Origin of the sequence: Actinomadura rubrobrunea NBRC 15275, assembly GCF_001552235.1 — a bacterium.
GTDB lineage: Bacteria > Actinomycetota > Actinomycetes > Streptosporangiales > Streptosporangiaceae > Spirillospora > Spirillospora viridilutea.
The window spans coordinates 19,261-40,180 of the sequence record NZ_BCQU01000039.1; the positions used below are offsets into that span (position 1 = coordinate 19,261).

Annotated in this window: 18 protein-coding genes and 1 pseudogene; 15 read left to right on the plus strand and 4 right to left on the minus strand. The window is 72.9% G+C overall.

Annotated features, from left to right (window positions below; translation table 11 throughout):
• Positions 1–28 precede the first annotated feature (28 nt).
• Positions 29–733 (plus strand): helix-turn-helix transcriptional regulator, encoded by a 705-nt coding sequence (locus AR3_RS14215; protein ID WP_067914310.1) that lies wholly within the window; start codon positions 29–31, stop codon positions 731–733.
• A 45-nt stretch (positions 734–778) separates the two neighbouring features.
• Here AR3_RS14215 and AR3_RS14220 read toward each other — a convergent pair whose 3' ends face one another.
• Positions 779–1,750 carry an Acg family FMN-binding oxidoreductase gene (locus AR3_RS14220; RefSeq protein ID WP_067914313.1) on the minus strand — a complete coding sequence of 324 codons (972 nt, stop codon included), beginning with the start codon at positions 1,748–1,750 and terminating at the stop codon, positions 779–781.
• A gap of 274 nt (positions 1,751–2,024) precedes the next feature.
• Between AR3_RS14220 and AR3_RS14225 the strand changes: the two genes are divergently transcribed.
• The 11 genes from AR3_RS14225 to AR3_RS14275 all read left to right on the plus strand — a co-directional run bounded on the left by AR3_RS14225 (position 2,025) and on the right by AR3_RS14275 (position 15,895).
• A complete protein-coding gene (locus AR3_RS14225; RefSeq protein ID WP_067914316.1) occupies positions 2,025–4,607 on the plus strand; it encodes a multicopper oxidase domain-containing protein in 2,583 nt (860 codons plus the stop codon).
• Positions 4,604–5,041, plus strand: coding sequence for a hypothetical protein (locus tag AR3_RS14230; protein ID WP_067914319.1), 438 nt, complete (start codon positions 4,604–4,606; stop codon positions 5,039–5,041). Before AR3_RS14225 ends, AR3_RS14230 begins: the two co-directional genes overlap by 4 nt.
• Positions 5,042–5,217: 176 nt before the next feature.
• A complete protein-coding gene (locus AR3_RS14235; RefSeq protein WP_067914394.1) occupies positions 5,218–6,900 on the plus strand; it encodes a sensor histidine kinase in 1,683 nt (560 codons plus the stop codon).
• Between the two features lie 403 nt (positions 6,901–7,303).
• A complete protein-coding gene (locus AR3_RS14240; RefSeq protein ID WP_067914322.1) occupies positions 7,304–8,518 on the plus strand; it encodes a globin domain-containing protein in 1,215 nt (404 codons plus the stop codon).
• Between the two features lie 193 nt (positions 8,519–8,711).
• Positions 8,712–9,731: an NAD(P)/FAD-dependent oxidoreductase gene (locus AR3_RS14245; protein WP_067914325.1), complete on the plus strand. Its 1,020-nt coding sequence runs from the start codon at positions 8,712–8,714 to the stop codon at positions 9,729–9,731.
• A gap of 186 nt (positions 9,732–9,917) precedes the next feature.
• Positions 9,918–10,283: a lipopolysaccharide assembly protein LapA domain-containing protein gene (locus tag AR3_RS29625; RefSeq protein ID WP_083951494.1), complete on the plus strand. Its 366-nt coding sequence runs from the start codon at positions 9,918–9,920 to the stop codon at positions 10,281–10,283.
• 432 nt (positions 10,284–10,715) lie between these two features.
• Complete coding sequence (locus AR3_RS14255) at positions 10,716–11,687, plus strand: ferredoxin reductase (protein WP_245637883.1); 972 nt, start codon at positions 10,716–10,718, stop codon at positions 11,685–11,687.
• A 14-nt stretch (positions 11,688–11,701) separates the two neighbouring features.
• Positions 11,702–12,835 carry a fatty acid desaturase family protein gene (locus AR3_RS14260; RefSeq protein ID WP_067914331.1) on the plus strand — a complete coding sequence of 378 codons (1,134 nt, stop codon included), beginning with the start codon at positions 11,702–11,704 and terminating at the stop codon, positions 12,833–12,835.
• A gap of 272 nt (positions 12,836–13,107) precedes the next feature.
• Entirely contained in the window at positions 13,108–13,488 is a 381-nt protein-coding gene (locus AR3_RS14265) for a VOC family protein (RefSeq protein ID WP_067914400.1), read from the plus strand.
• Between the two features lie 89 nt (positions 13,489–13,577).
• Positions 13,578–15,008 carry a glutamate decarboxylase gene (locus AR3_RS14270; protein WP_067914335.1) on the plus strand — a complete coding sequence of 477 codons (1,431 nt, stop codon included), beginning with the start codon at positions 13,578–13,580 and terminating at the stop codon, positions 15,006–15,008.
• A gap of 17 nt (positions 15,009–15,025) precedes the next feature.
• On the plus strand, positions 15,026–15,895 hold the full coding sequence (locus AR3_RS14275; protein ID WP_067914337.1) for a class II glutamine amidotransferase: 870 nt from the start codon (positions 15,026–15,028) through the stop codon (positions 15,893–15,895).
• A 63-nt stretch (positions 15,896–15,958) separates the two neighbouring features.
• On the opposite strand, the pseudogene AR3_RS32925 reads toward AR3_RS14275, so the two are convergent.
• Positions 15,959–16,051 (minus strand): annotated as a pseudogene (locus AR3_RS32925) (IS5/IS1182 family transposase); the annotation flags it as partial.
• A 254-nt stretch (positions 16,052–16,305) separates the two neighbouring features.
• On the opposite strand from AR3_RS32925, the gene argG reads away from it, so the two are divergent.
• Positions 16,306–17,754, plus strand: a complete 1,449-nt coding sequence (gene argG, locus AR3_RS14280) for an argininosuccinate synthase (protein ID WP_067914340.1) — start codon at positions 16,306–16,308, stop codon at positions 17,752–17,754.
• Positions 17,755–17,889: 135 nt separating this feature from the next.
• Here the strand turns inward: argG and AR3_RS14285 are convergent, their stop codons facing one another.
• Positions 17,890–18,390: a hypothetical protein gene (locus AR3_RS14285; RefSeq protein ID WP_146150332.1), complete on the minus strand. Its 501-nt coding sequence runs from the start codon at positions 18,388–18,390 to the stop codon at positions 17,890–17,892.
• Positions 18,390–18,701 (minus strand): hypothetical protein, encoded by a 312-nt coding sequence (locus AR3_RS14290; protein WP_067914346.1) that lies wholly within the window; start codon positions 18,699–18,701, stop codon positions 18,390–18,392. Before AR3_RS14290 ends, AR3_RS14285 begins: the two co-directional genes overlap by 1 nt.
• 665 nt (positions 18,702–19,366) lie before the next feature.
• Here AR3_RS14290 and AR3_RS14295 point away from each other — a divergent pair.
• Positions 19,367–19,819 (plus strand): DUF7144 family membrane protein, encoded by a 453-nt coding sequence (locus AR3_RS14295; RefSeq protein WP_067914349.1) that lies wholly within the window; start codon positions 19,367–19,369, stop codon positions 19,817–19,819.
• 200 nt (positions 19,820–20,019) lie between these two features.
• On the plus strand, positions 20,020–20,814 hold the full coding sequence (locus AR3_RS14300) for a thioesterase family protein (RefSeq protein WP_067914403.1): 795 nt from the start codon (positions 20,020–20,022) through the stop codon (positions 20,812–20,814).
• The last annotated feature ends 106 nt before the right edge of the window (positions 20,815–20,920 follow it).

Genomic DNA, 20,920 nt, shown 5'->3' on the forward strand with positions numbered 1-20,920 from the left:
ACCACGGTCATTTGCATAAACTCCGGGTGTGGGCAAGCGTGATCTGGTCGATGCCGAGCCGCGGCCGGCGCTCGGCGACAGCCGCTCCGCGGTGCTCAACGTGCTGCGGGCGTTCGGGCCGCTGGGCGTGCGGGAGGCGGCGGAGCGCACCGGGCTGCATCCCAACACCGCGCGGTTCCACCTGGACGGGCTGGTCGAGGCCGGGCTCGCCGAACGGGCGACCGAGGAGCGCGCCGGGCCCGGCCGGCCCCGCGTCCTGTACCGCGCCGCGGCCACCGGGTACGGCGTGCGCAGCTACCGGCTGCTGGCGCAGATCCTCACCAGTCTGATCGCCGGCACGATGCCGGAGCCGGCCGAGTCCGCGGCCGAGGCGGGCCGGGCCTGGGGACGCTATCTGGCCGACCGCCCCGCCCCGTTCGAACGGGTCGACGCGCGGCAGGCCCTGGAGCGGCTGACCGGCCTGCTCACCGACATCGGTTTCGGATCGCAGGCCGAGGCCGCGGGCGACGACGTGCTGATCCGGCTGGTGCACTGCCCGTTCCGGGAGCTGGCCGAGGAGCACCGCGACGTGATCTGCCCCCTGCATCTCGGCCTCATCCAGGGCGCGCTGGCCGAGATGAACGCGCCGCTCTCCGCCGAGCGGCTCGACCCGTTCGTCGAACCGAACCTGTGTCTGGCGCACCTGCGCCGACGCGATGAGGACTCCGACGGCGAGGGCGCGGAGGACGGCTGACGTCCGGGCGCGGCGCCCCCGCCGCAGGAACAGCCCGCGGGGAGGTCAGGCGCTCTGGAGGACCTCGGTGACGCCGCGGCGGGGCGAGCCCGGCACCGGCGGCCCGTAGCCGAACCGGAGGATCGCCTGGATGTGGCCCGCGGTGCGCGGCACCCAGGGGCCGCAGCTGCGGTCGCGGACGTCGAGGGGCTGGGTGAGCAGCGAGGCCGACACCCCGCGCCGCGTGGCGGTCAGCAGCACCCGCTGCAGGGCCTGCCCGGCGCGCAGCCAGTCCTCGGGCCCGTCGGCGCGGGTCATCAGGACGCCCAGCTGCGGCCGGGCGGCGAAGTGGTCGACCTCGCGTCCGGGCACCGGGCGGGCCAGGCCGAAGTCCCGCACGGGCACGCCGCGGCCGGTGGGGCGGGGCCCGAAGGCGTACCAGGGGACGCCGTCGCCGCGGCAGCCCATGGAGGTCCAGCGGGTCAGCTCCTCCAGGTAGTCCGCGTCGGCGGCGAGCTCCTGGTCGGCGGCCGCGACCAGGCTGAGCAGATGGGCGGTGGTCTGCGGTCCCGGCAGGCCCAGCACGACCCCCTCGGCCCTGGCGGCGGCGGCCAGCTCCTCGCGGACCGCGCGCGGGACCGGCCGCGTGGAGAACGGCTGGCGGTTGGTGTGCCGCAGCGGGATCGCGGCGTACAGCTCCGCGTCGGTCAGCGACGCCGAGGGGGCGGGCACGGCCCGCAGCGACGCCAGGAGCGTCGGCTTGTCCCGCGCGTCCGGGAAGGGCTGGACGAGCGGCCGGTGCCCGGTCACCCGGATCGCCAGCCGCAGGTTGAGCAGCGCCGCCCCGCAGCTGAGGTGCAGGGAGCGGCCGCGCGGGTCGAGGACCGGCAGCCGGCGCTCCGGGTCGGCGTGCAGTTCCAGGGTCTCGGCGTCGCCGCGCCGGAAGCGCCAGGGCTGGGTGTTGTGCACCGACGGGGCCGCGATCGCCGCCGTCACCAGGCGCCGGAGTCCGACGTGCGTGGCGAAGGGGTGAGGCATGGCGCACCTCCACGAGCTGCCGCTGTCACCGCCCGACTCTCCCCCGCGGCCGGAGCGGCCCCCAGGGACGAAGGTCCTCGGATCGACCGACCAAAGCGCCGTTACCCCGCCGGACGGTTCGTGGTGGTGTGGGAGCGCCTGGACGGACCGCCCGCCGGGACGCTTGGGGGCACCCCGAATGGGTTTTCACAACTAGGTCAGTATTTACTAGTCCTAGCTTGATGAAACCGGTGCCCTGTCCCGCCTGGATCTCGGACGGAGTCGTGATGCCGTGATGACCTCGGCGGATGTGAAGATCGAGCCGCGCACCCCCGAGGCGCCGCCGCGCCGGCCGCGCGCGTCGTGGCACGCCGCCGCGAACGCGGTCGTGGTCGGCTGGCTGGCGCTGACCGTCGCCGCGCTGCTCACGGGCGGGCGGCTCCCCGCGGCGGAGTGGTCCGCGGCGCACCTGTTCCTGCTCGGCGCGGTCACCAACGCCATCGTCGTCTGGTCGGAGCACTTCGCCACCGCGATGCAGCGGCTGCCCGCGCCGGCGCGGCGGTGGCAGGCGGCCCGGCTCGTCGCGCTGAACGCCGGCGTCGCGGCCGTGCTGTGCGGTGTCGCCGGCGGCCGGTCCGGCCTGGCGGTCGCGGGGGCCGTCCTGGTCGTCGTCGTCGCTGGCGCCCACGCCGGCGCACTGGCGGTCCGGTCGCGGCGCGCTCTCGGCGGCCGGTTCGCCCACCTGGTCCCCTGGTACATCTGCGCGGCGGCCGCGCTGGTCGTCGGCGGGACGCTGGGCGGGGTGATGGCGTCGGGACGGGTGTCCGGCGCCGCGCGCCTGCGGGTGGAGGCCGCGCACATCCACGCCAACCTGCTCGGCTGGGTGGGGCTGGCGGTGCTCGGCACCCTGTTCGTGCTGTGGCCGACCGTCCTGCGCACCCGGGTTCCGGACGGCACTGGCCCGATCGCGCGCCGCGCCCTGCCGCCGGCCGTCGCCGGGCTGGCCGCGGCGGTCGGCGGGCTCGTGGCGGGGATGCGCTGGGTCGCCGTCGCCGGTCTGGCGGTCTACCTCGGCGCGGCCGCGTTCGCCCTGGCGCCGTTCGTCCGCGCGGTTGTGCAGCGTCGCCCGCACACGCCCGCGTCCTGGATGCTGGCGGCCGCGACCGCCTGCTTCGCGGCGGCGGTGGCCGCCGACCTGGCCGTGGTGGCGGCGCGTCCCGCCGATCGCGTGGCGCAGGCCGTCGAGCCGCTGGTGCCGTTCCTGCTGGCGGGGTTCGTCGGTCAGACGCTCATCGGGGCGCTGACGTTCCTGCTGCCGGTGGTGCTGGGCGGGGGACCCGCCGAGCTGAAGCGCAACTCGTCCCTGCTCGCGTTCGGGTGGAAGACGCGCCTGGCGGCGGTCAACCTGGCCGCCCCGCTGGTCGCCCTGCCCGTGCCGCCGTGGCTCCAGCGGGCGGCGTGGGCCGTCCTGGCGGCCGCTCTCGCCGTGTTCGTGGTGCTCGCCGCGGGCGCCATCGGCCGCTCCTCGAAACTGACGTTCTCCCCGCCGGTCGCGGGCCTGGCGATCGGCTCCCTGCTGACCGCGTTCGCGGTGGTCATCGCGGTGAGCGGGCAGGACGGCACCCCCGGGCCCACCGGCGCGGGGCACGAGCATGCGGCGGCCGCCGCCGGCGTCCGCACCGTGGACGTCACGCTCGCCGGCATGCGCGTCCGGCCCTCGACCATCAAGGCCGCCCCCGGCACTCGGCTGGTGCTGCGCGTCACCAACGCCGACGCCCAGTACCACGACCTGCGGCTGGCCACGGGCCAGCGCACGCCGATGCTGCGCCCCGGCCAGAGCGCGACGCTGCGGCTGCCCCCTCTCGACGGCACGATCGAGGGCTGGTGCACCGTCGCCGGGCACCGGGCCGCGGGGATGACGATGCGCATCGTCGCCGACGGGCAGACGGCCCACTCCCGCGCGACGGCGGCGGGCGCGCAGACGTCCCCCGCCTCCCTCGACCTGACCGCCCCGATGAGCCCCTCCTGGCGCCCCTACGACGCGGCGCTGCGCCCCGCGCCCGGCGGACGGGAGCACCACGTCGAGATCCGCGCCACCGAGAAGGACATCGAGGTCGCCCCGGGCGTCCGGCAGCGCATGTGGACCTTCGGCGGCACCGTCCCCGGCCCCACGCTGCGCGGCCGCGTCGGCGACGTGTTCGTCGTCACCTTCATCAACGACGGGACGATGGGCCACGGCATCGACTTCCACGCGGGCGCCCTCGCCCCCGACCGGCCGATGCGCACCATCCAGCCCGGCGAGCGCCTCACCTACCGGTTCCGCGCCGACCAGGCGGGGGCCTGGCTGTACCACTGCTCGACGATGCCGATGCTCCAGCACATCGCCAACGGCATGTACGGCGCCGTCATCATCGACCCGCCGGACCTGCCGCGCGTCGACCGGGAGTACGTCATCGTGCAGGGCGAGCTGTACGTCGGAAACCACGACGACACGGCACGGGCCGCGCGGATGCGGCGCGGGGACGCCGACGCCTGGATGTTCAACGGCACGGCCGCCGGCTACGACCACGCGCCGCTGACGGCCCGCGTCGGCGAGCGGGTCCGGTTCTGGGTGGTCGCCGCCGGACCCGGCTCCGGCACGGCCTTCCACATCGTCGGAACGCGCTTCGACACCGTCTACAAGGAGGGCGCCTACCTGCTGCGCCCCGGACGGGGACGAGGAGGCGCACAGGTGCTCGACCTCGCCGCCGCCCAGGGCGGCTTCGTGGAGACGACGTTCCCCGAAGCGGGCCGGTACACGTTCGTGGACCACGACATGCGCCACGGCGAGAACGGCGCGCACGGCATCGTCCAGGTGACCGGGGAGGCGGACCGGTGAGCTGGTGGTCGCTGATCCGGTTCCTGCACGTCACCTCCGCCGCCCTGTGGGTCGGCGGCCAGCTGACGGTGTCCCTGGTCGTGCTGCCGCTGGCCCGCCGCATGCTCGACACCGGGCAGCGCGCCCGGATGCTGCGGGCCGTCGGCCGCCGCTTCGGCGTCTTCACCGGCGCGGTGTTCCTGCCCGTCCAGATCTCCACCGGCATCGCGCTGGCCTGGCACAAGGGCGTCACCTGGTCGTCGCTCGCGCAGCCCGGCTACGGCCGCACCCTGGCCGCCAAGCTGCTGCTGTTCTCCGCCGTCATGGCCGCCGCGGCCCTGCACGGATGGGGCAACGGCCGCGGCCGCGTCGGCTTCGCCCGCGCCATGGCGGTCGCCTCGCTGGTGGGCTCCGTCGGCATCGTCCTGCTCGCGACCGCGCTCCCGGCGTCATGACGTCCTCCGACCCGCGTCGGGCCCGGAGCCAGGGCGATACGCTGGCCTCCGGGCGGCGCCCGCCCGGCGCCGCCGCGGCGCCCCGCCCCCGACCGACCACTGGAGACCCCGTCGACCGTGTCCGCGGTGAGGGAGACAGGCCGGTGACCCAGGACGGAGACGAGCGCGTCAGGCTGATGCTGCCGCATCTGCGGCTCGACGACCTGCTGGACGAGCTGCACAGCCGGCTGGAGGCGGCCCGCGTCACCCGCGACCGGGTGCACGCCCTGCTGGAGGCCGTGGTCTCGATCGGCAGCGAGCTGGACCTGGAGTCGGTGCTGAACCGGATCATCGAGGCCGCCACCACGCTGGTCGACGCCCGCTACGGCGCGCTCGGCGTCGTGGAGCAGGAGGGCGAGCGGCTCGCCCGCTTCGTCACCGCCGGGCTGACCCGGGAGGAGTTCGACGCCATCGGGCAGTGGCCGCACGGGCGCGGCATCCTCGGGCTGCTGATCAAGGAGCCGCGGCCGCTGCGGCTGGCCGACCTCACCGCGCATCCCGAGTCCGCGGGGTTCCCGCCGAACCATCCGAAGATGCGCACCTTCCTGGGCGTGCCGATCCGGGTCCGCGACGAGGTGTTCGGCAACCTCTACCTGACCGAGAAGACCGGCGGCGCCCAGTTCGACGAGGACGACGAGGCGATGGTGGTCGCGCTGGCCACGGCCGCCGGCGTGGCGATCGAGAACGCCCGCCTCTACGACGAGACGCGCCGCCGCGAACGCTGGCTGGAGGCGTCGGCGGAGATCTCCACGGCCCTGCTGTCGGGCACCGGGTCGCGCGAGGCCATGACGCTGGTGGCGCGGCGGGCCCGCCAGATCGCCGACGCGGACGCGGCCGCGGTGTGGCTGGCCGACGAGGGGTCGCCCGACCTGGTGTTCCAGGCCGCCGACGGGGCGGGCGCCGACCGGCTCGCCCGCCTGCGCACGCCGATCGACCAGGGCCCGGTCGGCGAGGTGTACCGCACCGGCGTGTCGCTGCGCACGGTGGACGGCGAGGCCGCGGCGGGCGCCGCCGCCTCGTCCTCGGGTCCGCGGATCGGCCCGCTGCTGATCGTCCCGCTGGGGCTGGGCGCGTCGGCGCGCGGCGTGCTCGCCCTGGTCAACCCGCCGAGCGCCGCGGCGTTCAGCGAGGTCGTCCAGCGCCTCCTGGAGGCGTTCGCGGGGCAGGCGGCGGTGGCGCTGGAGCTGGCCGACCGGCGCCGCGACGCCGAACGCCTGACCCTGCTGGAGGACCGCGACCGCATCGCCCGGGACCTGCACGACACCGTCATCCAGCGGCTGTTCGCCACCGCCATGACCCTGATGAGCGTCATCAAGATCACTCGGAACCCGGACGTGGCGACGCGCGTCCAGCGGGCGGTCGACGACCTGGACGACACCATCCGGCAGATCCGCTCCACCATCTTCGCCCTCCAGACGAGCCCCGACGAGGAGAGCCTGCGCAGCCGCCTGCACGCGGTCGTGGACGACGCCGCCGACAACCTCGGCTTCGCGCCGTCCGTCCGGCTCGACGGGCTGCTCGACACCGCCGTCCCCGACGAGGTCGGCGAGCATCTGCTCGCCGTCGCGCGCGAGGCGCTGTCCAACGTCGCCCGGCACGCGCGGGCCGCCCAAGCGCACGTGGCCGTCGACGTCGGCGACGACGAGGTGGTGCTGCGCGTGGAGGACGACGGTGTCGGCATCCCCGAGGGCGGCCGCCGCAGCGGCCTGCGCAACATGGCCGAACGCGCCCGACGCCTGGGCGGTTCCTTCCAGACGCGTCCGCGCCCCGGCGGCGGAACCGTCCTGATCTGGCGGGCCCCGCTGGACGACGGCGCGTGATTCGCGCGGGGCGCGCGTCGCGTCGCACCGGCCGGGCGGAGCCTCCCGCACCGTGCGGGCGTGCCGAACGGCCCCGCCATCCGGGACCAAAGTCCCGGCCAGCAAACCACAACAAATGACCATTATTGGGTTTGTCTACGCAAAGGAGACACCCATGCCCACTGTCCCGCCCGCGTCCGCACGGGCGGAGCGGCCGGCGTCGCCGTCGGTGAGGGCCGACCGCGCGACGCGCTCGCCGCGGGCATCGGCCTCCCCCGGCACCGCTCGCACCGCTCCGCGGCGCCGCCGCTCCTGACGGCGGCGAGGATCTCGGTCTTCCGCCGGATCCGCAGGACGAGCGCGGCGGCCGCATCGCCGACGTGGCCGTCGACCATCCGTTGAACCACCAGAAGGGAATCGCGTTTTGCTGTCGACCGACCACGCCCAGACCATCCGGGCGACGCTGCCCGCCGTGATCGAGCACGGCACCGAGATCACCGCCGCGTTCTACGACGCGATGTTCACCGCGCACCCCGAGCTGCGCAACATGTTCAACCAGGGCAACCAGGCCAACGGGGAGCAGCGCCAGGCCCTGGCCGGCTCGGTCGCGGCGTTCGCCCGGCGCATCGCCCACGAGGACGGGGCCGAGGCCGCCTCCGTGCAGCTCCTGCTGTCCCGCATCGCCCACAAGCACGCCTCCCTGGCCGTGCGGCCCGAGCAGTACACGATCGTCGGGCGGCACCTGCTGGAGGCGGTGAAGACCGTGCTGGGCCCCGCGGTGACGCCCGAGGTGCACGCGGCCTGGTCGGAGGTGTACTGGCTGTTCGCGACGCTGCTGATCGCCGAGGAGGCGCGGCTCTACCGGGAGGCGGAGACCACGCCGGCCGATCTGTTCCGCCCGTGGCGGGTGGTGGAGCGCCGCCCCGAGGTCGAGGACGTGCTCTCCTTCGTGCTGTCCCCCGCTGACGGCGGCGGTGTCCCCGGATACCGTCCGGGACAGTACGTCAGCGTGGCCGTGACACTGCCCGACGGGCTGCGCCAGCCGCGCCAGTACACGCTGTCGCGGGTCCCGTCCGACGGCACCGTCCAGATCACCGTGCGGCGGGTGCGCGGCGAGGGCGGCGCGCCCGACGGCGCGGTGTCGACCTACCTTCACGAGAACGTCGCCGAGGGCGACGTGCTGGAGCTGTCCCCGCCGTTCGGCGACCTGGTCCTGGACGACGACACCGACCCGCTGATCCTGGTCAGCGCGGGCATCGGCATCACCCCCGTGGCCGCCATGATCGACCACCTCGCGGCCGTCTCGCCCGACCGGCGCGTCCTGGCGCTGCACGCCGACCGCTCGCCCGCCGCGCACGCGCTGCGCGACCAGATCGCCGCCGCCGCGCGGCGCATGCCCGAGCTGCGCCGGATCACCTGGTACGAGGAGCCGGACGGCGCCGACACGGCCGCCGAGGAGATCCGCGCGGGCCTCATGGACGTCTCGGGCCTGTCCTTGCCGGAGAAGGCCCGCGTCTACATGTGCGGCCCGATCCCGTTCATGCGCGACGTGCGGCGCGGGCTGCTGGACGCCGGAATCAGCGACGAACGCATCCACTACGAGGTCTTCGGCCCCGACCTGTGGCAGCAGGCGGGCTGAACCAGCAGACCGCCCAGGCGGGCGGCGCGCCGCCGCCCCGCCCGCCTCTCCCCCCGCCTGACGGCCGCCCAGCGGCCGCCGATGCCTCGGGCTGACGCGGCGGCCACGGAAGGAAGCCGCGTTTTGCGGATTCGGCAACGTCTTTTGTCCCATCGGCGCCGCGCGGGCCACAGTCGGCTCGGAGGTGGTCACGATGCGGATTGACGACGGCGGCCGATACGACGTGGTGGTCGTCGGCGGCGGCGCGGCCGGGCTGAGCGCGGCGCTCATGCTGGGCAGGGCGCGGCGCTCGGTCCTGGTGGCGGACGGCGGGCGGCCGCGCAACGCCCCGGCCGCCCGCATGCACGGGTTCCTTTCCCGCGACGGCATGCCGCCCGAGCGGTTTCTGGAGGCGGGACGGCGGGAGGTCGCGTCCTACGGCGGCGAGGTCGTGACCGGCCTGGCGGTGTCGGCGGCGCGCGAGGGCGAGGGGTTCGCGGTGCGCCTTGACACCGGGCGGCGCGTGTGGTCGCGGCGGCTGCTCGTGGCCGCCGGGATCACCGACGAGCTGCCCGACGTCCCCGGCCTCGCCGAGCGGTGGGGACGCGACGTCCTGCACTGCCCGTACTGCCACGGGTGGGAGGTGCGCGACCAGCCGATCGGGATCCTGGCCTGCGACGCGCGGGCGGTGCACCAAGCGCTGCTGTTCCGCCAGTGGACCGACAAGGTCACGCTGCTGACGCACACCGGCCCCGGCCTCTCCGAGGAGGAGGCCGGGCAGCTGGCCGCGCGCGGCGTCGCCGTCGTGGACGGCGAGGTGTCCGGCCTTGAGATGAGCGGCGACGCGCTCTCGGGCGTGCGCCTGCGGACGGGCGAGGTGATCCCGCTGCGGGCGCTGGCGGTGGCGCCGCGCGCCGTGCCGCACGCGGCGGTGCTGTCCGGCCTGGGGCTGCTGCCCGTCCCGCACCCGTCGGGCGGCGGCGAGCACATCGAGGCCGACGCCGCCGGCCGCACCGCGGTCCCGGGGGTGTGGGTCGCGGGCAACGTCGCCGATCCATTGGCGACCGTGATCCTCGCGGCGGCGTCCGGCGCGACCGCCGCGGGCGCGATCAACGCCGACCTGATCGCCGAGGAGACCCGCCGCGCCGTCCGCGCGGAACGCGCCCCGTTCGGGCGCGAGGCCGAGGCCCGCGCCTGCGAGCGGGTCCTGGGCGTCCGGCGGCACGGCATCTGACGATCGAGCGGCACGCGGCAAGGGTGTCGGGGCCGCCCTTGCGGCGCCGGGTGACGCCCCCGGCGTGCCATCTGGACACGGCACGAGCAGGCGGAGCGTAGAGTCGGGATATCAGAGCGTAGAGTCGGGATATCTGGGAACCCCCGACAGAGGTTGTCCGACATATCGGTGCACCTGGGGGACTCCATGCCGATGCTGCGCTTGTCCCGACCTTTCCGGTCCGGTCGCGAACCCGCCGAGCCCCCACGGCACTTGACGACCGAAGGGGCCGATGCCGGATCGTCGCCGCCCGCGGCCTCCACCGCTCGAACTCGCGCCGGTCGCGCATGGGCGGGCATGTGGGCCGCCGCGGTGGCGGCCATCGCGTTCATCGTGTTCCTGCTGAGCAATACCGCCACGGTACGGGTGTCCTTCCTCAGCCTGCACGGCACCCTGCCGTTGGCGGTCGCGTTGCTGATCGCGATGGTCGCCGGGATCGTCATCACCCTGATCGTCGGAACCACTCGCATCACCCAGCTGCGCCGGCAGGCCCGCCGAGCCCGTCAACGATGATCTGTTGCGGCCCGGTTGTGATCACAGACCCCGGAATCCGCGGCGGCCCTGAACGGCAGAGGAGGCAGTGAGAGCCGTCGACGGCCGTCGCACCGGGTCCCGCGCGGCGGTGGGCTGGGGCACCTTCCGTAAGAAGCGCGATGGGCCTGTGCCTGCGGCATGTTGCGCTCCAATTGAAATCACTGTCAGTCAAAAATGTGACACCAAGCGTTAGATGTCGTGGCTGTGGAAAGTGGAGAATCCGTGACCGCTCCGTCGACCACCACATCAGACATCGCGTCCCGGTGGGTCCGTCGGCGCCTGGCGAGCGCCGCGAGGTGGCTGACGACCCCTGTGCGGCCTGACGACTATCTGCGGTTGGTGAACCCGTTGTGGTCCGTCGAGGAGCTGTGCGGCCGGGTCGAGGCCGTGCGTCCGGAGACCGCGGACGCGGTGACGCTGGTGATCCGCCCTGGCCGCGGCTGGGTTCCGCACAGACCCGGCCAGTGGGTGAGGATCGGCGTCGACATCGACGGCGTGCGTCACTGGCGGACGTACTCGCTGTCCTCGACCCCACGACGCCCCGACGGCCGAATCACGATCACCGTCAAGGCGGTCCCGGACGGACTGGTCTCCGGTCATCTGGTGCGGCGGGCGGAGCCCGGGATGATCATCGGCCTCGGCCGTCCGGAGGGTGAATTCGTGCTTCCGGAGCCACCGCCGACCCGCGTGCTGTTCCTGACGGCCGGCAGTGGGATCACGCCGGTGATGGCGATGCTGGACAGTCTGTTCGCCTACGGAGCCGCAGGGAGCGCGGGCCTCGGGGACGCGGACGGCGCCCGCAAGGGCACCGCGCCCCGCGCGAAGCCGCTGGACGTGGTGCTGGTCCACTCGGCTCCCACAGCCGAGGACGTCATCTTCGGAAGGCGGCTTCGAGAACTGGCGGCAGAGTTCTCGAATCTGCGGCTGTACGAACGGCACACACGGACCGACGGACGCCTGAAACCGACCGATCTGGCCGACCTGTGTCCGGACTGGACGGAGCGCGCCGCGTGGGTATGCGGACCTGCTCAGATGCTCGATGAAATCACCGCACACTGGTCCGGGCCCGTTGATCAGCTGCACGTCGAGCGCTTCCGTCCCGCGAGGCCCGCGGCGGTCGGCGGCACGGGCGGACTCGTCCGCTTCACCAGGAGCCGCCGCGAAGTGGACGCCGACGGCGACACTCCGCTGCTGACCGTCGGGGAGGAGACGGGCGTGCTCATGCCGAGCGGCTGCCGCATGGGCATCTGTTACGGCTGCTTGGCACGGCTCTCGTCCGGTCGGGTGCGCGACCTGCGCACCGGCCGGATCCATGGGGAAGAGGGCGACCTGATCCAGACCTGCGTGTCGGCCGCCGCCGGCCCTGTCGAGATCGAACTCTAGGAGGAGAGCGCACCATGCCGACCACCCGGAGCACGCCGACTGCGGTGATGCTCACGCGCGCCGACGTCGAGGAGTTCGGCCGTGAGCTGGACAAGATCCGCGATGAGGTCATGGCGAGTCGCGGAGAGGACGACGCGAGGTACATACGCGGTCTCATCGCGACACAGCGCAAGCTGGAGATGGCCGGCCGCGTGCTGCTGTTCGCGTCGTGGCTGCCGCCCGCCTGGGCCGCCGGGACCGCGGCGCTGGCCGTATCGAAGATCCTTGAGAACATGGAGATCGGGCACAACGTCCTGCACGGCCAGTGGGACTGGATGCGCGACCCGAAGATCCACTCGGCGACGTGGGAGTGGGACACCGCATCCCCCGCCGACCAGTGGAAGCACTCGCACAACCTCGTCCACCACACCTGGACCAATGTGCTCGGCAAGGACCGCGACATCGGCTACTCGGCCATGCGAGTCCACCCCGAGCAGAAATGGCATCCGATCTACCTCGCCCAGCCGTTGTACAACGCGCTGCTCGCTCTCTTCTTCGAGTACGGCATCGCGATCTACGACGTGGAGCTCGAGCGCATACCCACAGGTGACAAGAGCCTGAAGGAGGCACTGGGCCAGCTGCGGGCCGTCGCCGCCAAAGTGCGGCGCCAGATCATCAAAGACTACGTGGCGTTCCCGCTGCTGGCGGGGCCGTGCTTCCTGCCGGTCCTGCTCGGCAACCTCACCGCGAACCTGACCCGCAACGTGTGGGCGCACACCGTCATCTTCTGCGGCCATTTCCCCGAAGGCGCCGAGGTCTTCACCGAGGAACAGATCCAGGACGAGACACGAGGCCAGTGGTACCTGCGCCAGCTGCTGGGTTCCTGCAACATCGACGGCGGCCCGCTCCTGCACCTCATGAGCGGCAACCTGAGCCACCAGATCGAGCACCATCTGTTCCCGGACATGCCCAGCAACCGCTACGCCGAGATCGCCCCGCGGGTCCGCGCCCTGTGCGAGCGATTCGGCCTTCCCTACAACTCCGGTTCGCTGGCGCGGCAGACGGCTTCGGTCTGGAAGCGGATCTTGCGGCTGTCACTGCCGGGGCCCGGACGACCCCGGCAGAAGGAGACCGCACCACCGGTCGAAGAAGTCCAAGCCGCGGTCTGACGCCGAAACGACGCCTCAGACGCCTGTCGCGGCCGTCGCCTCCTGTCGGGCTCGTCGCCTCCTGGGGACGCTCGGCGTCCCGATGATCGGGGAGCAGCGGGCCGGCGGTATCGGCGGGCCGAGCGGCGCACCACAGCAGAGGAGCACTGCGCGATCGTGCTCGTCACGTCGATCCGTCCTGCGCGCCGAGCGGTCTGCCGATGGTTGGCCTCGACCGGACTTGAGGTCGCAGACTGGGAGCAGAGGCAGCGGTCGACGAAAAGGTGATGACCATGCCGGTGCAGCTCGACCACATCATCGTCCCCGCCCGCGACAAGCAGGCGTCCGCGCAGTTCCTGGCCCGGATCCTCGGGGTGGAGACGGGCCCGCCGACGGGCCCGTTCGTGCCCGTGACGACGAGCAACGGCGTCACGCTCGACTTCATGGACTCCGACGACTTCCGCTGGCACCACTGCGCGTTCCTGGTGACCGAGGAGGAGTTCGACGGGATCTTCGCCCGGATCAAGGAGGAGGGGATCCCTTACTACGCCAACCCCGACCACAGCGGCGCCGGAGAGATCAACCGCCGTGACGGCGGCCGGGGCGTGTACTTCGAGGACCCGAACGGACACAACATGGAGGTGCTGACCGTCCCCTACGGCGGCTGGAAGTAAGCCCGGCGCTCCCCCGGCACGGCGGTGTGTCGGACACCGGATGCCGGGAAAGCCTCCCCCTACCACGCTGATCTGGGGGGATGTCGGGGATGGCGCTGAAGCAGCCGCGGCACGGCGGCCGCGGCGACCGCGATCTGGAGGCCAATCCCGTCTTCAGCCGGGAACCGGTGCGGGTGCCCCGGTACGCGCTGCCCGCCGGGGAGATGGATCCCGACACGGCCTACCAGATGGTGCACGACGAGCTGATGCTCGACGGCACCGCGCGGCTGAACCTTGCGACCTTCGTGACCACCTGGGCCGAGCCGCAGGCGCTGCGGCTGATGGACGAGTGCGTCGCGAAGAACATGATCGACAAGGACGAGTATCCGCAGACGGCCGAGCTGGAGATGCGGTGCGTGCAGATGCTGGCGCGGCTGTGGCACGCACCGGACGCGCGGCGGGCGGTGGGCTGCTCGACCACGGGGTCCAGCGAGGCGGCCATGCTCGGCGGGCTCGCGCTCAAGCGGCGGTGGCGGCACCGGCGCGACGCGCGGGGCCGCCGGGCCGACCGACCGAACCTGGTGATGGGCGTCAACGTCCAGATCTGCTGGGAGAAGTTCGCCGACTACTTCGAGGTCGAACCGCGCTACGTGCCGATGGAGGGCGACCGGTACCACCTGAGCCCCGAGGCCGCGGTGGCGCTGTGCGACGAGAACACCATCGGCGTCGTGGCCGTCCTGGGCTCGACCTTCGACGGCAGCTACGAGCCCGTGGCCGAGCTCGCCGCCCGGCTGGACGACCTGCACGAGCGGACCGGGCTGGACGTGCCCGTCCACGTGGACGGCGCCTCCGGGGCGATGATCGCGCCGTTCCTCGACCCGGAGCTGGAGTGGGACTTCCGCCTGCCCCGGGTGGCCTCGATCAACACCTCGGGCCACAAGTACGGCCTGGTGATGCCCGGTGTCGGCTGGGTGCTGTGGCGGGACGACGACGCCCTGCCCGACGACCTGGTGTTCGACGTCTCCTACCTGGGCGGGCGCATACCGACCTTCGCGTTGAACTTCTCCCGCCCGGGCGCCCAGGTGGTGGCGCAGTACTACAACTTCCTGCGGCTGGGCTTCGAGGGCTACCGCCGGGTCCAGCAGACGTGCCGGGACATCGCGACCCGCCTCGCCCGGGAGATCGCCGCACTGGGCCCGTTCGAGCTGCTCACCGACGGCGGGCAGGCCCCGGTGTTCGCGTTCCGGCTGCGGGACGACGTCACCGGCTACAGCGTCTTCGACGTCTCGGCGGCCCTGCGCGAGCGCGGCTGGCTCGTGCCGGCCTACACCTTCCCGCCCAACCGCACCGACCTGGCCGTGCTGCGGATCGTGGTGCGCAACGGTTTCAGCCACGACTTGGCCGACCTGCTGCTGGAGGACCTGCGCCGGGTCCTGCCGCGTCTGGAGCGGCAGGACCGTCCGCAGCGGTGCGCCGGCGACGCCACGGCGTTCGCCCACGGCGCCGAGAGCGGGGACCCCCGGCGGCACGGCCGCCGCTGACGACGGAAAGGGGCGACATGTGCCGCCTGTTCGGGATGAGCAGCTCCCCGCGGCGCACCCGCGCCACCTTCTGGCTCCTGGACGCCCCCGACAGCCTCGCCGACCAGAGCCACCGCGAACCCGACGGCACCGGTCTCGGCTTCTTCGACGCGGACGGCACGCCCCGGCTGGACAAGGCGCCCATCGCCGCCTACGCGGACCGGGCGTTCGCGCGGGAGGCCCGGCAGGTGCGGTCGTCCACCTTCCTCGCGCACATCCGCTTCGCCTCCACCGGAGGGCTGGACGCGCGCAACACGCACCCGTTCGAGCAGGACGGGCGCCTGTTCGCGCACAACGGCGTCATCGAGGGCCTGGACGAGCTGGAGGCGGAACTGGGGCCGGCCCGGTCGCTGGTCGGCGGCGACACCGACTCGGAGCGGTTCTTCGCTCTGATCACCAGGGAGATCCGCGCGTGCGGCGGCGACGTCTCCGGCGGCGTCGTCCGCGCCGCCCGCTGGGTCGCCGGACACCTGCCGGTGTTCTCGCTCAACCTGGTGCTGACGACCGCGCAAGGGCTGTGGGCGCTGCGGTATCCCGACACCCACCCGCTGTACGTGCTGGAACGCCGCCGCGGCGGGCACCACGGCGACCGGCATCTCGACCATTGTGGCACGGCGGGTCGCATGCGGATCCACTCCGCCGACCTGTCCGCCGCCCCCGCGGTGGTGGTCGCCAGCGAGCGCATGGACGACGACCCCGCCTGGCGGGCGATGGCGCCCGGCGAGCTCCTGCACGTCGGGTCCGACCTGCGGGTCACCCGCGAGATCGCGCTCGCCGAGGAGCCCGCGCACCGGCTCGGCCTGCGCGACCTGCGGCCCGAGGCCGCCGCCTCCCAGCGGCCCCGCTAGGCCGTGTCCGGTGGATCATGCGTTGATCCAGAACGAGACACCGACCAAAACGATCTCTGCTCGCTAGTTGCGGGCGAGTTTGTCGAACCGGGTGGCGACGCCGCGCCGATGCTTGAGACGGCCGATGCAGCGTTCGACCACGTTGCGGCGCTTGTAGACGGCTGGATCGAAGGTCGGCGGACGCCCTCCACGTGAGCCGCGGCGGACCCGTCCGGCCTGCTGATCGGCGCGTTCGGGGATCGTCGTAGCGATCTTGCGGCGCCGCAGTGACCGGCGGATCGCGGCCGTCCTGCAGGTCCTTGTCGGCGATCACCCGATCGGGCCTGCAGCGAGGACGGCCCGGACCGGTGCCACGATCGCCGCCAGACCCGCGTTTGCATGATCATGCATTGGTGTGCATACTTGTACTCGTGTCCAAGGTGCTCACTTCCCTGCCTGTCGGTGAACGCGTCGGGATCGCCTTCTCCGGTGGCCTCGACACCTCGGTCGCGGTCGCGTGGATGCGCGAGAAGGGTGCCGTCCCGTGCACCTACACCGCGGACGTCGGCCAGTACGACGAGCCCGACATCGCGTCGGTGCCCGGGCGCGCCACGGCGTACGGCGCCGAGATCGCGCGGCTGGTCGACTGCCGCACCGCGCTCGTCGAGGAGGGGCTGGCGGCCCTGGCGTGCGGGGCGTTCCACATCCGCTCCGGCGGCCGCGCGTACTTCAACACCACCCCGCTCGGCCGGGCCGTGACGGGCACCCTGCTGGTGCGCGCCATGCTCGAGGACGACGTGCAGATCTGGGGGGACGGCTCGACGTTCAAGGGCAACGACATCGAGCGGTTCTACCGCTACGGCCTGCTCGCCAACCCGTCCCTGCGCATCTACAAGCCGTGGCTGGACGCCGACTTCGTCAGCGAGCTCGGCGGCCGGGCCGAGATGTCGCAGTGGCTGCTCGACCGGGGCCTGCCCTACCGGGACAGCCCCGAGAAGGCCTACTCCACCGACGCCAACATCTGGGGCGCGACCCACGAGGCCAAGGCGCTGGAGCACCTCGACGCCGGCATCGAGATCGTCGAGCCGATCATGGGCGTGCGGTTCTGGGACCCCGACGTCGAGATCGTCCCCGAGGACGTCACCATCGGGTTCGAGCAGGGCCGGCCGGTCACCATCAACGGCAAGGAGTTCGCCTCCCCCGTCGACCTGGTGCTGGAGGCCAACGCCATCGGCGGCCGGCACGGCCTGGGCATGTCCGACCAGATCGAGAACCGGGTCATCGAGGCCAAGAGCCGGGGCATCTACGAGGCGCCGGGCATGGCGCTGCTGCACGCCGCCTACGAGCGCCTGGTCAACGCGATCCACAACGAGGACACCATCGCCATCTACCACACCGAGGGACGGCGTCTCGGCAGGCTGCTGTACGAGGGCCGCTGGCTGGACCCGCAGGCGCTGATGCTGCGCGAGTCGCTGCAGCGGTGGGTCGCGTCGGCGGTCACCGGCGAGGTGACCCTGCGGCTGCGGCGCGGCGAGGACTACTCCATCCTGGACACCTCCGGGCCCGCGCTCAGCTACCACCCCGACAAGCTGTCCATGGAGCGCACCGAGGACTCCGCCTTCGGGCCCGTCGACCGCATCGGCCAGCTGACCATGCGCAACCTGGACATCGCCGACTCGCGCGCCAAGCTCGAACAGTACGCCTCGCTCGGCCTGGTCGGCGGCCCGCGCCCGCCGCTGGTCGGCGCCGCGCAGGCGGCCTCCACCGGTCTGATCGGCACGATGTCCGAGGGCGGGGCCGAGGCGATCGCCTCCCGCGGCGAGGGCGCGGGGGACGGCGAGCTGCTCGACCACGCCGCGATCGAGTCCGGCACCGACTGACCGGCGCGGGAACGCCCGCGGTCGCGGGACCGGGCCCCCTGCCCGGTCCCGCCCCGTCGCGAGGGCGGTTCCGGGCAGGGGTTCCCGGCACGGCGGTCTCCACCGGTACGGCGCGACCGGCGGGGACCGCCGTTGTCATGCAGCGCGCGGCGGTGCCTGCGGACCGGTCTCCTCGGGGAGAGGATGGCCGACGCGGTGCGCGTGGGTCGTCCGGCCGTGCTCGTTGGGGAACGCCAGGCCGCAGGAGCAGGCCCACACCTCGGTGACGTCGTCACCGAAATACCACTTGATGTCCTGCGGATCGCAACCGTGGCTGGCACGGGAATGGCTGCCGCGGTTGCGCAGCGCGATCTCCGTCCCGCACTCCCCGCAGCGCACCGAGACGTCGGGACGGACCCGAGCGGGGCGATCGGACCCGCCGGCGCCGGCGGCGCGCTCCAGCGCCCGCTGGGCGGGGCCGCGGGTGCGCAGCAGCTCCCGCAGCGGCTCCAGCAGGGCCTGGTCGCAGCGCTCGCACAGGTCCAGCCGGGCCTCGTCGTTGCCGATGCTCACCTGGACGGTCAGCGTCGCGTCGGTCTTGGCCTGATCGTCTTGGTAGCAGCGGTCGCAGTAGGTGACGATCAAAACTTCCTGCATCAGGCGCCACCGATGCGCTTGAGCGACTCCATGCGGATCGCGGCGAGGCCGCGCTGGCCGATCCGGCCGATGCCACCGGACTGGTAGCCCTCGGGGTAGCTGTAGCGGTTACCGACGATGCCGCCGCTCGGTGTCATGACACGGGTGCGGATGGTGCCGCAGGTGGAGCACTCCACCGTCCAGTGGATGCGGCCGTTCGCGCGCTGCACCGCCGAGGTGCGCGGATCCCAGGCGTGCGCCCAGGTGCGGCACATCAGGAAGTCGTCGCTCAGCCCTTCGGCGAACTTGGTGACATCGTCCAGCTTGGCCATGTGCGGTCGCGTAGCCATGTACTCGGATTCCTCCCACTGTGCGGTCAATCCATGGTCCCACGCGAGATCATCGCGTCGTCGCGTGAGATCACGGCGTGGATCGACACTGCCATCCGGTCACGATGTGACAAGGATGAACCAGCGAACCGGTGCTGGTCAGGTGAACTCGTACCACAAATTTCATCGTGTCGGCACACCAGGTGCCGATTTGCGGGAACACGAGACACCGATCACCATCGCATGCCGTTGCCGAAGCACGCGGCGGGGACCGACGAGAAGCATTCCGGGCGCGGCGCCGGCAGTCGGCCTTGGCGGCCGGGCGCCTTTCGCACCGTCGAGGAGTCCGCTCGACGGGCGCCCCGATGCCGGGGGACCGGATCGCCATTGCCGTCGCGCACCTTGTCGCGCGCACGACGCGCGTCGGTGTGCGCGCCCGCCGCGGCGCCCTTCCCGTCCGGCTAACCGTGCATTCGCGGGGTAAGAGGCAGGGCAGACGCGACCCGTGCTCGACAGGGGGAGTGCCGTGCGGGTCGTCGTCACTTCGACGCGCAGCCGCAGAGAGCGGCGGCGCGTGTCCGTCCGCCGCCTCTTCGTCGACACCGAGGGCGCGGCGGTCCCCTGGGAAACGCCGCGAGACCTGTCGCGAGACTTGTGAGGAGAGTCGCATGTCGGAGAAGACGCAGCCGCCCGCGACCGAGGAGAGACGGGCCGAGTGGGCCCTGGGGGTCGTGCTGTTCGCGGGCATCCTATTGATCACAGTGGGCATCTTCCAGCTGATCGCCGGCATCGCCGCGCTCGCCGAGCACCGCTTCTACGCGGTCACCGCCAGCTACGCCTTCTCGGTCGACGTGACCGCATGGGGCTGGATCCACATCGGCCTCGGCCTCCTGCTCGTGCTGACCGGCTGGGGGATCATGACCGGACGTCTGTGGGCCCGGATCGTCGGCGTCGGCATGGCGGTGCTCAGCGCGGTGGCGAACTTCCTGTTCATTCCGTACTACCCGGTCTGGTCGGTCCTGATTATCGCTCTGGACGTGTTCGTCATCTGGGCTCTGTGCGTGTACGGACAGCGGGAGGCCATGCGACTGGGCATGCGCGCCGGTCCGCGCCCCCGTTGATAACGGGTTCGGGCCTCCCGCTTTCTCCGAAGGCCGGAACGTGCGGCGGCGGGGTTTTACGGAAATGCGGCCCGCATACGACGGGGATCCGGTCCCGCCGCACCCGTCCCCGCCGGTGAGTGCTCGCGCGCTGTCATCGCCGAATCGACGCCCCTCCTCTAGAATGGCGTTCTACTGATGGGGAGGTGACGGTGTCGACCATGCCGCCGGCCGAATCGTTCTACGAACCGCTCGGCGAGGACGCCTTCGCCAGCACGCCTGCCACGGCGGGGCCGTGGTCTCCGGACTTCCAGCACGGCGGCCCGGTGTCGGCGCTGCTCGGCCGGGCCTTCGAACGGCACGACCCCGCTCCCGGAACGCGGGTGGCGCGAGTCACCGTGGAGATCCTCAACCCGGTGCCCGTGGCGCCCCTGCGGGTCGCGGTCCGCACCGTGCGCCCCGGCCGGAGGGTGAGCCTGCTGGAAGCGGAGCTGTCGCACGACGGGCGGCCGGTCGCCCGCGCCACCGGCTGGCGGATCGCCGCCGCCCCCGCCCACGTCGAACCGACCGACCACGCGCCGGCCCCTCCCCCGCTGCCCGACGACGCCGACACCGTCGCCGCGTGGCCGGGCGCCCACCTGGACGGCTACCTGTCGGCGATGGAATGGCGCCACACGGACGGCTCCTTCACCCGCCGGGGGCCGGGCCGGGCATGGGCGCGCTCTCGCATTCCCTTGGTCGCCGGCGAGTCCGACTCGCCTCTCGTGCGCGCGCTCGTGCTGGCCGACAGCGCCTCCGGCGTCGGCGCCCAGCTCGATTTCGCCAAGCTGCTGGTCATCAACACCGACGTGACCGTGGCCCTGCACCGCGACCCCGTCGGCGAATGGCTCTGCATGGACGCCCGCGTCCACGCCAGCCCGGGCGGCAGCGCCCTCGCCCAGGCGTCCCTCGCCGACACCTCCGGCGAGATCGGCCAGGTTCTGCAGACGCTCCTGGTGGACGAGCACCGCTCCTGACGCGCCGCGGGTCCCGGCAGCAGAGCGGGCGGTTCCGTCGGCGTCGGCGAGGCCGGATCAGTGACGGGCGTTCCCGGCATGCGGCACCGCCACCGCGCTTGCGTCG